Origin of the sequence: Pseudoalteromonas sp. NGC95, from assembly GCF_015864705.1 — a bacterium.
Lineage (GTDB): Bacteria > Pseudomonadota > Gammaproteobacteria > Enterobacterales > Alteromonadaceae > Pseudoalteromonas > Pseudoalteromonas arctica.
Genome location: NZ_JADYWR010000010.1, coordinates 143,914 through 157,342, shown reverse-complemented (window position 1 = coordinate 157,342; position 13,429 = coordinate 143,914). Strand labels below are relative to the sequence as shown.

Sequence of the window (13,429 nt, the reverse complement as noted above, 5' to 3'; positions counted from 1 at the left end):
CCAGAATTTTTGCATTAAATTAATAACAAATCACTAAAATGGTAAATATGGAATTTTACACTTACTCGTATCACACGCGAAAGATGGACTTAACTTCGCAAGTACACACTTTCTTCGTAAATCGAATTTATAATTCTAAATTGTTAGTGAAAGCTTTGCTTTTTGCTTTGTTTATTAGTTTAAGTAGCGCTTACGCGCAAGAAACCACCTCATACAGTTTAATCAATGAATCTAATGCAGGGCTGCTAAAAAGAGCCGAATTACTTATGGATACTGACGTTATAACAAGTATCGAACTAAGTAAGGCGTTGTTGTTACAAGCGCAAAGTGCTGATGACACGTTACTCAGCGCAAAATTACATAACTTATTAGGTAAAGCGAATAAAAAAAATAACAATATTAATGAATCGCTTCATCACTTTTCACAATCCTCGGCTTATTACAGTAAATTAAATGATCCACGCAACCAAATAAAGGCGTCTATTAATTATATAAAAATATTATCAGATGAAAAACGTTATGACGAACTTGCTAACCGTATTGAAACTTTATTACCAACAACGCTTGTGTATGGCGATGAGTTTTTTATAGCACAAGTACTCCTAACAAAAGGGGATTCGTTTTATGAACAAAAAAAATACAATGACGCGATCACGCAATATTCATCTGCTTTAAAATACCTTGTAAATAAAGACGAACAAATACAAAAACAGTTAGGTGAAACGTATAAAAAATTAGCTCAGTCGTATAAGCGCCTTGAAAATAGAGAGCAAACAGCTCATTTTTATACCAAAGCTTTAGAGATATATACTAATTTAGATGATTTGAAGTTGATGGCGCGTACATTAAATACACTAGCAGAAGCGCAGCGCTATTTAGACAACTTAGTTTTAGCCCTTGATTACTCCACTCGTGCATTAGAAATACATAAAGAAATTGACGATCCTGTTGGCTTAGCTAAAGCATTATTAGGTGCTGGTATTATTTATCGCCATATCAACCTTTATGAAAAATCACTTAAGCATATAAATGAGGCATATTTATATTATAAAAAAGTAAATAACGTGCTTGGGATTGCTAAAACATCCAATCAAATGGGGCTGCTGTACACACGATTAAAGCAGTTTGATCAGGCCGAGATTTTTTATCAAATAACCATTGATTTACCAAAAGGTGTGGTCGAGGAAAAAACGCTCGCGTCGGCCTTAAGAGAAATGGCTGTTATTAACTATGAGTCTGGCGACTTAGAATCAGCGATGAAATTTGCTCAGAAAGCTTACGTAACTTATAAAACCAAAAATCTTACATCCTACATTTCTATAACGGCGCGTATTATTGCTAATATTTATCGTGCCCAAGGGAATAAAAACAAGGCTATAGAGTATTACAAAGAGTCGTTGTCGTTCGCCAGAAAAACGGGCAGTAAGCTTTATGAGATAAAGTCGCTAACAGCGCTTGCGGCGATTTTAATTGGTATTGATACAAATGAGGCGATTTCTTTACTAAAAAGGTCACTCGCTTTATCAACCGAAATAGATGATAAGTTACATATGCTATACGCTTATCGTGAAATTCGAATAGCAGAAAAACAGCGTGGACGAATAAATGAATCACTACGTTACGCGGAAGAAGAAATAGCCCTGACCGGAATCATTCAATACGAAAGAGACGAAAGTAAGCTTGCTCTTGAAAAAGCACATTTGCATTCTCACAAAATGGAAATAGAGCTGGAGACGTTAAGAGAAAAAGAAAAACTCCATCAACTTGAGCTTGAAAAGAAAAACAATGAAATTGAAATATCTGGCCAAGCTAGGGTTATATCAGAGCTAGAGCTTGCAAAAAACAAATACGCGAGTATTGCGCTCGCATTTTTATTAGCCGCTTGTTTAGCTATTGTTTTATTGGTTTATCGAAGCTTTATTGCCTCTAAAAAACGTAATGAAGAGTTAGACTATTTGGCCGCGAGAGACCCTTTAACCAATTGTTATAACCGCCGTATTTTATTTGAGATTATGAATCGCAACTTTTTGGATTTACCTCAGATTGAAGAATATTGTATTTTAATGGTCGATATTGACCATTTTAAAAGCGTTAACGATACTTATGGGCATAGCATTGGCGACACCGTACTTTGTGGCGTTGCCAGTCTTTTACAAACCAATATACGTACGAGCGATAGCGTTGCCCGTTTTGGTGGCGAGGAATTTTGTATTATTTTACCCAACACGACTCAAGAGCAAGCAATACGTATTGCTGAAGCTATTCGTATTAAAGTAGAAAAAGCGATATTTGATGATATTCCTGTTACGTGTAGTTTTGGGGTTACGTCTATTAAATTTAAAGCCAGAACACCTTCTGAGTTAATTGAACAGGCCGATTTAGCACTTTATGAGGCTAAGTCTTTGGGTCGTAATCAAGTTGTGTTGTGGGATTGTGCGTTTGAAGAGTTTAAGCTTTTTAGATCGGAGTAAATCCAACAGTATACAGCTCAGTTTTGATGTTATTTTTAAAATCATAACAAGTAAATTTTATACAACGCCGTGAGTTACTTACATATGTAATTAGGTTTATTAAATTAACCCTTTAAATATCAGTGTATTAATTTAGGCTTTAAAATTGCATTCTAAACTAAGTTAAAAAACAAAATAAGGGATTTAGTAATGACTGAAGTTGCACTTTCGGCCTATTTGGCATTTTACCTCTATTTAATTATGTTGCTTGTACAGTGGGCTGTGGCTACGTTTAGCAAAGCTAAAGAGCCAAATGCTGTACCAGGTAAAATTGACGAGGATTTATCGCACGATAGCTTTATATTTAGAGCGCATCGTACGTTTCATAATACGCTTGAAAACAGTGCATTATTTATAGGTACGGTGTTATTTGCGTTTGTAATTAATTATCAAAGCCCGATTTTTGCTATGTGTATTTGGGTGTACTTAATTGCGCGCTTAATTCACATGGCGCTGTACTACGCTATAGCAACGGAGAAAAACCCAAGTCCACGTAGTTACTTCTTTTTAATTGGTGTGCTTGCTAATGTGGTTATGCTGATAATTATAGGGTTAAGACTAATCTCTTAATTTATAAAAAAGTTATAAACTCTATTTATAACTTTAAACAAAAAAGCGAAGAGCCTTTAAGGCATCTTCGCTTTTTTGTTTAGGTAGCAGCAGAATATAAACCACGTCTACAGTAAGGTAATATTAATGGCTAATCGACGCCTATAAACCCGCCTGTTTGGTGTGTCCATAGAGCTGCGTATATTCCACCCTTAGCGATTAGTTCTTCATGAGTGCCTTGCTCAACTACGCCGCCGTCATCAAGTACTATTAACCTATCCATTTGTGCAATGGTTGAGAGCCTATGCGCTATCGCGATTACTGTTTTGCCTGTCATTAAGTCATCAAGACTTGCCTGAATTGCCGCTTCTACTTCTGAGTCTAGTGCGCTGGTGGCTTCGTCGAGTATAAGTATTGGTGCATTTTTAAGTAGCACACGTGCAATAGCAATACGTTGGCGTTGACCGCCCGAAAGAGTAACACCGCGTTCGCCCACTTGTGCATCAAAGCCTTTGTTACCTTTGCTATCTACCAAGTCGTTTATAAACTCAAGTGCTTTAGCTTGTTTGGTGGCGTTGATCATCTCAGCTTGCGTTGCATCGGGGCGACCATACAAAATGTTGTCTTTTACTGAGCGATGAAGCAGGGAAGTGTCTTGCGTAACCATCGCTATGTAGCGGCGTAGGCTTTCTTGGCTTACATCTGTGATGTTTTGCCCATCAATTTTTATTGTTCCTGAGTCGGTATCGTAAAAACGCAGTAATAAGTTAACAAGCGTTGATTTACCTGCACCAGAGCGGCCGACTAAACCAATTTTTTCGCCAGGCTTAATGTTTAAGTTTAAACCGTTCATTACTGGGCTTCGATTAGTCTCGTTTGCTGCTTTGCCGTAGTTAAAGTGTACGTTGTTAAACTCAATGGCACCTTGGCTTACGTTAAGCGTATCGGCATTTGGTTTATCGGCAACTTCAATAGGGTTAGACAGTGTTTTCATACCATCGGCTACGGTGCCAATGTTTTCGAACAAGCTGCTTATTTCCCACATGATCCACTGCGCCATACCGTTTAATCTAAGCGCTAAACTAACAGCAACTGCAATGGCACCTGCGCTAATTGCACTAAGCGACCATAAATAAAGTGATACTGCGGTAACCGAAAATACTAATAAATAATTTAAGCTTTGAATAACAAAGTTTAGGCTGGTTACCAAGCGCATTTGTTTGTACACAGGCTGCAAAAATACATCCATGCTTTGTTTTGCGTATTGCTCTTCACGCTGGGTATACGAAAACAATTTAATAGTAGAAATATTTGTGTAGCTATCAACAATTCGACCGGTCATTTCTGAGCGCGCATCAGCTTGTGAGCTGGCAATTTTTTTAAGGCGAGGTACAAAATAAAGCTGTACGCAAATGTATAAAACTAACCAAACCAGTAAAGGGATCATTAAGCGCCAATCAGCTTCGGCAACTAAAAAGACCATTGAGCCAAAATAAACCACTATGTACATTAATACATCGAGTAGTTTGGTCACTGTTTCGCGAACGGCTAAAGAGGTTTGTAATACTTTGGTGGCTATTCTTCCTGCAAACTCATTTTGATAAAAGCTCACACTTTGGCGCAGTAAATAACGATGCGCTAACCAGCGAATCGACATAGGATAATTGCCCAGTAATGCTTGGTGCAAAATAGCAGAATGAAAAAATACGACTACGGGCAATACCAGTAAGAGCATGACAGCCATTTTGATAAGTTCTGATTTTTGCTCTACAAACAAGGTTTCGGGTGTGTAGGCCGTTAACCAATCAACAAGCTGCCCCATATAGCTAAATAAAGAAACCTCTAAAATAGCGAGCATGGCGGCGCTGATTGACATTAGCACCAACGACAGTTCCATTCCTTTGGTGTAGTGACGACAAAAAGCAAATAAAGTCGAAGGCGGCTGAGTAGGTTGATCCTCAGGAAATGCTTTTGTCATTTTTTCAAATAATCGATACATTTTAAAAACTTAAATGGCAAATAATGGTGGCTATTATACCATTTAAGTATTTTTAAATGCAGGTTTGTAAGGTATTAATTGTGAATATGCTAGAGCGTTATTAATATAAACTTATGTATAAAAGAACACCTAAAAACACTTCACTTACTTTTATAGCATTGGGTTATTTAGCTTTGTACCTTTGCTCATGTATAAATCGTCATATCTGAGGCCACCATTTCCGTAAGGCTTTTTAATTGGGCCTGTATTACAGTTTGCTAAAAAATATATAAGAGGTTGTTCGCGCTTCATTCTAAATTGTGCATTTTTATACACCAGTGTTTGCTTGCTAAATTCACCACCTTTTACGTAAACATCATATTGCTGACCTTGCTCTGAGGCTGCTGCGTTATTAACAACATACCATACGTCGTACCAGGTATTTGTTTGCAGTGGCTTGGCCGATTGTTTGGTAGTGTAGTTTTGAATGTTGCTATACCCGCTGTCGGTTTTAACCATTAATGCGCCATCGTTTACAAGCCCGTTTGATTCTGTTTTATCGGTTACGCGAAGTGTAGGCTCAAACGCATCGTACGCATGTTTATTAATTAGCTCTGGCGTAAGGTTGCTTAATCCAAAAGCATGGTTATTAGGAAAAGCAGCCACGTTTATACGCATATAAAATGTGTAGGTGTCACCAACTTCAACCGCTTGTGGAAGTTTTGTATAAGAAAGCGCTTTACGATTTCCTACAATGCCCTCAGCCGCAGGCTTTTTTAGTAAATAATGATTTGTTGATGAGTTTGCTTGTTCTGGTTGTATAACTGTTATTTGTGGGTTTTCAACCTGTGGCTTAGTTTCATTTTGGGTATCGACACTCTGCCACTTGCTAAGTGAATTTTCAAAGTCATCAATAAGTAGCCAATCGCTTGACGTGTTTTTAGAAATGGTTGAACACGACGCTAACGCGCTTAACAAACATAAAAGTGACATGTGTTTACAATGCATAATTGGCTCTCAGTAAGTTTAGGTTTTTTGGTTAACCAATTATTGTTTTGGCTATAACTTTAAAGTAAAGGTTATGTAACCAATTTAATGTTTTTATGTCAATCATTAAAAAAATAGGTATGGCGTGGGAATTGCGGAGATATAAAAATTATTATTCCATTCAGAAAATTAACCAGTAAACTTATCCATTAAATCAACTCAGCAAATTTCAGCTGAGTTTAAAATAATTTAATAGTTAGGGTGTTATATGTATACGGGTTCATGTTTGTGCGGTGAGGTAAGCGTTGAAGTGTCGGGCAGTATAACCAGCATTATCCATTGTCATTGTTCACTGTGCAGAAAAAACAGCGGGACTGCATTTGCAACCAATGGCTTTGTAAATACAGATGACTTCACAATAACTAAAGGGCAGGCACTACTTAGCGAGTATAGTTTTAAAGTAGGGCGTACTCGTTACTTTTGTAAATGTTGTGGCTCGCCGGTTTACAGTAGCAATAATGATGACAAAAGCAGAATACGAATTCGTTTAGGAATATTTGATAGCGATATTACTGAGCAGGTTTTATCGCATAATTTTGTTACGTCTAAAGCTAACTGGGAGAAGTTAGAAACAAGCTTACCGTGCCATGAAAAACATGAACCTGGTCGGTAACGCGTTTTATTCAATGTGGTAAATGCTGTTAATACTTTTATAAAGGTTTGGTGCAAAATTTATAAACACAGGTGAGTTTTGTATTTCATCAACGTTTATGTGCATTAATGTTTGCTGGCTTAGTATGATCACTATATTTTTGTATTCGTTAAACTCTACTATAGCTAAGCACTTAAAATGTTGCCTTAAAAGCACTAAAAGCATTTGCAGCTCTTGGCCAGTTTGTGGGTTTAAATTAATGATTACTTGCGTATTTTGCTCACTGCAGCTATTTATATTTTGCCAAAAGCTATCGCTGGTTAAAAAAGGCTGGTGATATTCACCACTAAAAATATCGATAGTGATTACGTTAAAGTGATCAGTGCATTGGGTAATATATTGTTCGGCGCATTGTAAATAGGTGCTGTGCTTAATTGGTAACTTAAAGTGCTGGGCAGCAATTAAGGCAATGCTTGGGTTTATTTCTACCGTGTTAAATGTATTGATGGTGTTTATGTAAGGCGTACTACTTTGCAAGTGATACATAATTCGCTCAAACCCTGCAGTGCCTAAACCTAAATTTAATATATTTAGTGTATCTACCGGTTTAAGTAAAAATAACATCATACACTGGTTTACAGGTACTATTACTTGCTCTGGGTGTATAAGGTTCATAACGCCTTGAATTGTTATGTCTTCATTGGTTTTTTGTGCAAGCGTTAACCACCGATATTCTTTATTTTGATACACGCATACGGGGCCGTATGCACTTTGCTGCGACTCAATAAGGTTACTTTTAATTGTATCTTCTTTTAGCTGACGCATAACTTAAACTATTAATATATAAACAATGACAGTGTGCCACGAAAAACACATTTTTTAATAGATTATTGTGTAACAAGGTTTGTAATTTAACCTCTAAATATAATATTGTATTAGCAATTAATTAGTTAGAAGTTATTCAAGGATTGAAAATGAGAACATTTATTTGCGCTGTTCATTTTGTGTGTGCTCAGTGGATGAAAAAATTAGACACAAGAAATAAAAATACGGCCATAAATGCTGCAGCATTTTTAGCTATGATATCTACTGTATATAGTTTTCTTTTAGCTATGACGTTTGACATTCACTACTTAGATAAAATAATCAGTACTTTTAAGCAAAACCCTTTACTTATTGGTGCTCTATTTTACGCAATCGTAATTGGAATTGTGTTTTTAATTTTGGGTGATTTTAACGGTTATAGAAGTAGAGTTAGATCTTGTATAAATAAAGGGAGCTTTAAAAAATATATTTTAGGAATAAAGCTGTGGATGTTTGGGTTAATTCCTATGACCGGTATTATGTTGATTGTACGACTCAATTAACTCTCTAAGTATTACTATAACTGCGCTTTAGCGTGCTCCTTTCTACATCTACCTCAAATGTATTGCCATAAAATCTTAGTTAAGTAATGGTTACACTATAATAATTAGGAGCTAATAGATGCTTAAAACACCTTTGAAAATCACAACAACGTTACTCAAATTTACTGCAATTGCAGGCGCTTGCACACTTGCATTATCAGCACATGGTGAAACGCAATTACAATATACCGACCAACAAAAGTTACACGATATAGCAAGTGAAGTGTCGGCTACCCGTATCGGTAGTGACATTCAAACGCTGGTGGATTTTGGTACTCGCCATACGCTTTCAGAGACTAAATCGGATACGCGAGGTATTGGTGCGGCTAGGCGTTGGATAAAAAAAGAATTTGAAAAAATATCTGTGCAGTGTGGTGGTTGTCTGGAAATTATTGAAGTAAAGGAGACTATATCGGGCGAAAAACGCATTCCTAATCCTGTTGAAGTGGTTAACATAGTGGCTATTCAACGTGGGTCGAGCGAGCCGAATCGCATGGTGATGATGTCGGGTGATATAGATTCACGTGTAAGTGATGTTATGGACTTTACGAGTGATTCACCGGGTGCTAACGATAATGCATCGGGCGTGGCAGGAGTAATAGAAGCAGCTCGTGTTTTAAGTAAATACAAATTTAATGGTTCGGTAGTTTACGCGGCGCTTTCGGGCGAAGAGCAAGGTTTGTTTGGCGGTAAAATATTAACGGCTTATGCACAAAAGCATAACTGGCAAGTTCATGGCGTTTTAAACAACGATATGATTGGTAATATTACCGGTATTAATGGGGTAACTAATAACACGACTGCACGTATATTTTCAGAAGGTACCCGTGTTGTAGAAACAAAAGAGCAAGCTAATACTCGGCGCTTTACAGGTGGTGAAGTCGATTCTGCGAGTCGTAATTTAGCTCGCTACATAGATACTATTGCTGACAGATACATTCCTAATTTAGATACAATGCTTGTATATCGATTAGATAGATTTGGTCGTGGTGGGCATCATCGCCCATTTAATGATGCAGGTTTTGCAGCAGTGCGTATTATGGAAACTAACGAGCACTACGATCGTCAGCATCAAGATTTACGCACTGAAAATGGTGTTGAATATGGCGATACCATTGAAGGTGTTGATTTTGATTATACGGCTAAGTTAACTTCACTTAATGCGGTAACGATGGCGTCTATGGCGTGGGCACCCGCACCGCCAAAAGAAGTTAAAATAAAGGGCGCTGTTACAGCTGATACGTCGTTTTCATGGCAACAAAGCAGTGATGAAAATATTGCTGGCTATAAAATTTATTGGCGTTACACGAGCGAGCCGCAATGGCAGTTTAGTAAATACGTTGGTAAGGTTTCACAGTACACACTTAAAAACGTAGTGATTGATAATTATTACTTTGGTGTAGCCTCTGTTAGTAAAGACGGTATTGAGTCTCCAGTAGTTTTTCCGGGTGATGTAGGTTCGTTTGATCACAATATAAAATAATAGTTTGGCTAAAAACACAGCAAACAGAGCGCTTTAAGGTGCAAACGACCTTTTTATACTTGCACCTTATTTACTAAGCCCTTAGAGTGTTAAAAAAGAAGTAAAAGGTTATTAAAAATGCAACAACAAGAAAAAAAGCCGTTAACAGCAAAAGAGCAAGTTATAACTGATGAGCAAAGAATGCAGTGGCAACGCGAATGTTTTCAAGCAGCGCAAAAACATTTAGCCGAAAAGGGCATTATGCCAAAATCAGTAGTTGATAAAGACAGCCGATTTTTAGCACCACTTTGTGCAATGTGGAAATTTAAAGCCCAAAACGGTAAAACATATTGGGTAGTAACAGGGCGCTTACCTACAGATCATGCTGAAGTAAGTGCAGCTACAGATGCTCGCGATGCAATGCGTTATTTTTCTTTGCAGTGGCAATTAAAAGCGGATCAAATTATGAGTACAGGCGCGCGTGATAAAACGCAGGTAGATTTTGCTAACTTACTTATAAATAGAGCACATGGCTTGTACGAAATGTATGATAATGAACCGCTGTGGGCAAATGAGGCAAAGTAACTACAGTTTGGGTTAAGTAACAATGTAGAGGGTGATAGCTTATTTATTGCCCTTTTCTTTATCTAATGGACAAGTGTGAAGGGGGTTGTATTAAACGCCGAAACAGAGCATTGCATACGTTGCCTAGGAATTCCCGCCTCCATAAAAACATTTCCTTGCTGAATAAAGCCATTTCGCTTAAAACGCTCTACCTCATTTAAAATACAATTAATGCTTACTTCTTCTATACCTTGGTTGGAAGCTAATTCAACAATAAAGTTGAGAAGCGATTTATATACTTTGCGATTACGGTGCTCGGGTAATACAGCTATTCTGCCGATTAAGCCATCTGTACACAGCCGACCTGTTGCAATAGGGCAGTTTGCATCGTCTGTAACAAGTACATGTAATGCAATTTTATCTAGGCTATCAAATTCGATGTGCTTGGGGATATGTAACTCGTAAACAAAAACTCGCTCTCGAATTTTTTGTAGCATATCTTTTTTTATATCCCACTCAACCTTATCAACCAGATAGCCCATTGCAAACTCCTATTGATAGCCAATTAAAATGAGTAAGCAATCACAGCAAAATTATTTAAGCCAATATCAGGTGAAAATTAAAAATTTAACTGACCTGTATACATAATATTTTACGCTGCAAAATGCTCACCATTATTAATAAAATTGGTATTATTACTCTTGGTCTATATTAAACCAAAGCCCCTCATTAACAAGTGTAGTAAAAGTTTGAGTAAAAACTAAACTTGGGTTTGTTAAATTTAATGCTGAACTTTCAAATTCAGTATTATCGGTAAGTAGTTTTACCGCCGCTAAGTCAGTTAATGGCATAGCGTAATTTTCACCGTTTACACTTAATAACACTTCGGTATCGAGCTGCTGATAAATAGCACGCGTGCCACCTAAACGCTCAAACACAGCTTCTTCATCACTTAAATCATCGCTTATTTGCTCAGGTGTAAATGGGGGTTCTACTGGTGCTAAATCCATTTCATGTTTGGGCTGACTAAGCGTTGAGCCTAACCATTGTTTAAATAAATCGTCATTTTCTAAAAGTGCCGCCATCAGTGTTTTAACTTTATCAACTTCAAGGTTTGTAAGTTCACCTTTTGATTTTCTTAGTGTGATGTTGTGATCGGTATAACGTTTTTGTCCGCTTTCGGTATCAATAATATGATCGGCAAAGCTCGACAATAAATCTTGTTGATTTGGCGCCCTAAAACCAACTGAATAATTTAGTGCGTTTTCTACAGCGTAACCTTCGTGAGGGCACCCTGGTGGAATATACAAAATATCGCCAGGTTCTAATATGCAATCTATTACGGCTTCAAAAGGTTCAACTTGTAGTAATTTTTTGTTTTGAGCAAACTGCTTAAGTGTTGGGTCGGGTAAGCCTACACGCCAATGACGTTTACCTTCGCCTTGAATAATAAATACGTCGTATTGGTCTAAATGTGGACCAACACCACCATTAGGCGTTGAATAGCTGATCATTAAATCATCTATGCGCCAGTTGGGAATAAACCTAAATGGTTCTAGCAGTTGTGCAGCATCGCTATGCCAGTGATCAACTGCTTGCACGAGTAAAGTAGAGTGATCGTCGGTTAACTGCTCAAAGTCTTCAAATGGACCTTGGTGCGTTTGCCAGTCATTTTTATGATTGGTGATAATACGTGACTCTATGCTTTCTTCCATTGCTAGGCCGGCAAGTTCATTAGCATCAAGCGGGTCTTGAAAATTAGCAAAACCTTGTTTGATTAAAAGCGGCTTTTTTTGCCAAAAATGGCTTAAAAACTCTTGCTCAGACAAATTATTTATTTTTAATTGATACATACATTATGCCTACTAGTTAGTGCAATGGGGTTAAAACAAAAAAAGCGAAAGGATGATCCTTTCGCTTTTTAAAAGAGCAATTTAGTTTTTAAACTAAATCATCAATAAACTCAACAGCACGACCAATGTAATTAGCAGGTGTTAGTTTTTTCATTTCTACTTTAGCGTGCTCTGGAAGGTCTAAACCATCGATGAAGTCAGCCATTATTTCTTGATTTACACGTTTGCCGCGTGTTAAATCTTTAAGTTTTTCGTATGGTTTTTCAATGCCATATTTACGCATAACCGTTTGAATCGGCTCGGCTAGTAATTCCCAGTTTTGATCAAGCTCGTCAGCTAAACGTTGCTCGTTTACTTCAAGCTTACTTACACCTTTAAGTGTTGATTGGTATGCAATAATTGCATAACCCATACCTACACCTAGGTTACGTAATACGGTTGAATCAGTAAGGTCACGCTGCCAGCGAGAAACGGGTAATTTTTGTGCAAGATGAGCAAAAATAGCGTTTGCTAAACCTAAGTTACCTTCTGAGTTTTCAAAATCAATTGGGTTAACTTTATGTGGCATTGTTGATGAGCCAATTTCGCCTGCAATTGTTTTTTGCTTAAAGTGATTAAGGGCAATGTAACCCCACATGTCACGGTCAAAATCTAACAATATAGTGTTAAAACGTGCAATTGCGTCAAACAACTCTGCAATATAGTCATGCGGTTCAATTTGTGTAGTAAATGGGTTTAGTGTTAAGCCTAAACTTGATACAAATTTATCTGCATGTGTGTGCCAGTCGTAATCTGGGTATGCGCTAAGGTGTGCGTTGTAGTTACCTACAGCACCGTTAACTTTACCTAGCATCTCTACTTGTGCAATTTGCCCGCGTTGACGCTTTAAACGCATATATACGTTAGCAAACTCTTTACCCATAGTTGATGGTGTAGCTGGTTGTCCGTGCGTACGAGTCATCATTGGGATTGTTTTGTATTCAATTGCTTTAGCTTTAATTGCGCTTAAAAGTTCATCGCAATAAGGAAGTAAAACATTTTTACGCGCTTCGCTTAGCATTAAACCATGAGATAGATTGTTAATATCTTCTGAAGTACAAGCAAAGTGAATAAATTCGTTTATTGCATGAAGCTCACTGTTATCGGCTACTTTTTCTTTTAGTAGGTATTCAACCGCTTTAACATCGTGATTTGTAGTGCGTTCTATATCTTTAACGCGTTGTGCATCAGCTTCACTGAAGTTATCTACAATGGCGTTTAGAAGTGCATTAGCTTCTTCGCTAAATGCAGGTACTTCTTTAATATCGCTTGCTGCAGCTAACGCTTGCAACCAACGCACTTCAACAATTACGCGGTATTTGATTAAGCCAAATTCGCTGAAAATACTGCGTAGTTCAGTGGTTTTGCTGCCGTAGCGACCATCCACTGGAGAGATAGCCGTTAACGCTGAAAGCTCCATAATAACTCC

Annotated in this window: 12 protein-coding genes; 6 read left to right on the top strand and 6 right to left on the bottom strand. The window is 37.5% G+C overall.

Going from position 1 to position 13,429, the window contains the following annotated elements:
• Positions 1-83 precede the first annotated feature (83 nt).
• Both I6E70_RS11430 and I6E70_RS11425 read left to right on the top strand, forming a co-directional pair.
• On the top strand, positions 84-2,471 hold the full coding sequence (locus I6E70_RS11430) for a tetratricopeptide repeat-containing diguanylate cyclase (RefSeq protein ID WP_197188739.1): 2,388 nt from the start codon (positions 84-86) through the stop codon (positions 2,469-2,471).
• Between the two features lie 189 nt (positions 2,472-2,660).
• Complete coding sequence (locus I6E70_RS11425; protein ID WP_197188738.1) at positions 2,661-3,080, top strand: MAPEG family protein; 420 nt, start codon at positions 2,661-2,663, stop codon at positions 3,078-3,080.
• Between the two features lie 130 nt (positions 3,081-3,210).
• On the opposite strand, the gene I6E70_RS11420 is transcribed toward I6E70_RS11425, so the two are convergent.
• Together I6E70_RS11420 and I6E70_RS11415 are read right to left on the bottom strand one after the other, a co-directional pair.
• Positions 3,211-5,058 (bottom strand): ABC transporter ATP-binding protein, encoded by a 1,848-nt coding sequence (locus I6E70_RS11420; protein WP_101163795.1) that lies wholly within the window; start codon positions 5,056-5,058, stop codon positions 3,211-3,213.
• A gap of 150 nt (positions 5,059-5,208) precedes the next feature.
• Positions 5,209-6,045: a hypothetical protein gene (locus tag I6E70_RS11415; protein ID WP_033013012.1), complete on the bottom strand. Its 837-nt coding sequence runs from the start codon at positions 6,043-6,045 to the stop codon at positions 5,209-5,211.
• Positions 6,046-6,292: 247 nt separating this feature from the next.
• On the opposite strand from I6E70_RS11415, the gene I6E70_RS11410 reads away from it, so the two are divergent.
• Positions 6,293-6,697, top strand: a complete 405-nt coding sequence (locus I6E70_RS11410; RefSeq protein WP_197188737.1) for a GFA family protein — start codon at positions 6,293-6,295, stop codon at positions 6,695-6,697.
• Positions 6,698-6,703: 6 nt separating this feature from the next.
• Here I6E70_RS11410 and I6E70_RS11405 read toward each other — a convergent pair whose 3' ends face one another.
• Positions 6,704-7,501, bottom strand: a complete 798-nt coding sequence (locus I6E70_RS11405) for a hypothetical protein (RefSeq protein WP_197188736.1) — start codon at positions 7,499-7,501, stop codon at positions 6,704-6,706.
• Between the two features lie 149 nt (positions 7,502-7,650).
• Here I6E70_RS11405 and I6E70_RS11400 point away from each other — a divergent pair, with 149 nt between their 5' ends.
• The 3 genes from I6E70_RS11400 to I6E70_RS11390 all read left to right on the top strand — a co-directional run bounded on the left by I6E70_RS11400 (position 7,651) and on the right by I6E70_RS11390 (position 10,129).
• Positions 7,651-8,043, top strand: a complete 393-nt coding sequence (locus I6E70_RS11400) for a hypothetical protein (protein ID WP_197188735.1) — start codon at positions 7,651-7,653, stop codon at positions 8,041-8,043.
• 118 nt (positions 8,044-8,161) lie between these two features.
• Positions 8,162-9,565: a M28 family peptidase gene (locus I6E70_RS11395; protein ID WP_197188734.1), complete on the top strand. Its 1,404-nt coding sequence runs from the start codon at positions 8,162-8,164 to the stop codon at positions 9,563-9,565.
• A gap of 117 nt (positions 9,566-9,682) precedes the next feature.
• A complete protein-coding gene (locus I6E70_RS11390; protein WP_197188733.1) occupies positions 9,683-10,129 on the top strand; it encodes a DUF4826 family protein in 447 nt (148 codons plus the stop codon).
• A 62-nt stretch (positions 10,130-10,191) separates the two neighbouring features.
• Here the strand turns inward: I6E70_RS11390 and I6E70_RS11385 are convergent, their stop codons facing one another.
• The 3 genes from I6E70_RS11385 to purB all read right to left on the bottom strand — a co-directional run bounded on the left by I6E70_RS11385 (position 10,192) and on the right by purB (position 13,420).
• Positions 10,192-10,650, bottom strand: coding sequence for a GNAT family N-acetyltransferase (locus tag I6E70_RS11385; RefSeq protein ID WP_010552647.1), 459 nt, complete (start codon positions 10,648-10,650; stop codon positions 10,192-10,194).
• 153 nt (positions 10,651-10,803) lie between these two features.
• Complete coding sequence (locus tag I6E70_RS11380; RefSeq protein ID WP_165722977.1) at positions 10,804-11,961, bottom strand: ribosomal protein uL16 3-hydroxylase; 1,158 nt, start codon at positions 11,959-11,961, stop codon at positions 10,804-10,806.
• 88 nt (positions 11,962-12,049) lie between these two features.
• Entirely contained in the window at positions 12,050-13,420 is a 1,371-nt protein-coding gene (purB, locus tag I6E70_RS11375) for an adenylosuccinate lyase (protein ID WP_010552649.1), read from the bottom strand.
• Positions 13,421-13,429 lie beyond the last annotated feature (9 nt).

What these genes read in the sequence shown, in the direction of transcription:
- I6E70_RS11395 (WP_197188734.1), top strand. Translation starts at nt 8,162, where the DNA reads ATGCTTAAAACACCTTTGAAAATCACAACAACGTTACTCAAATTTACT.
- I6E70_RS11410 (WP_197188737.1), top strand. Translation starts at nt 6,293, where the DNA reads ATGTATACGGGTTCATGTTTGTGCGGTGAGGTAAGCGTTGAAGTGTCG.
- I6E70_RS11390 (WP_197188733.1), top strand. Translation starts at nt 9,683, where the DNA reads ATGCAACAACAAGAAAAAAAGCCGTTAACAGCAAAAGAGCAAGTTATA.
- I6E70_RS11420 (WP_101163795.1), bottom strand. Translation starts at nt 5,058, where the DNA reads ATGTATCGATTATTTGAAAAAATGACAAAAGCATTTCCTGAGGATCAA.
- I6E70_RS11405 (WP_197188736.1), bottom strand. Translation starts at nt 7,501, where the DNA reads ATGCGTCAGCTAAAAGAAGATACAATTAAAAGTAACCTTATTGAGTCG.
- I6E70_RS11415 (WP_033013012.1), bottom strand. Translation starts at nt 6,045, where the DNA reads ATGCATTGTAAACACATGTCACTTTTATGTTTGTTAAGCGCGTTAGCG.
- purB (WP_010552649.1), bottom strand. Translation starts at nt 13,420, where the DNA reads ATGGAGCTTTCAGCGTTAACGGCTATCTCTCCAGTGGATGGTCGCTAC.
- I6E70_RS11425 (WP_197188738.1), top strand. Translation starts at nt 2,661, where the DNA reads ATGACTGAAGTTGCACTTTCGGCCTATTTGGCATTTTACCTCTATTTA.
- I6E70_RS11385 (WP_010552647.1), bottom strand. Translation starts at nt 10,650, where the DNA reads ATGGGCTATCTGGTTGATAAGGTTGAGTGGGATATAAAAAAAGATATG.
- I6E70_RS11380 (WP_165722977.1), bottom strand. Translation starts at nt 11,961, where the DNA reads ATGTATCAATTAAAAATAAATAATTTGTCTGAGCAAGAGTTTTTAAGC.
- I6E70_RS11400 (WP_197188735.1), top strand. Translation starts at nt 7,651, where the DNA reads ATGAGAACATTTATTTGCGCTGTTCATTTTGTGTGTGCTCAGTGGATG.
- I6E70_RS11430 (WP_197188739.1), top strand. Translation starts at nt 84, where the DNA reads ATGGACTTAACTTCGCAAGTACACACTTTCTTCGTAAATCGAATTTAT.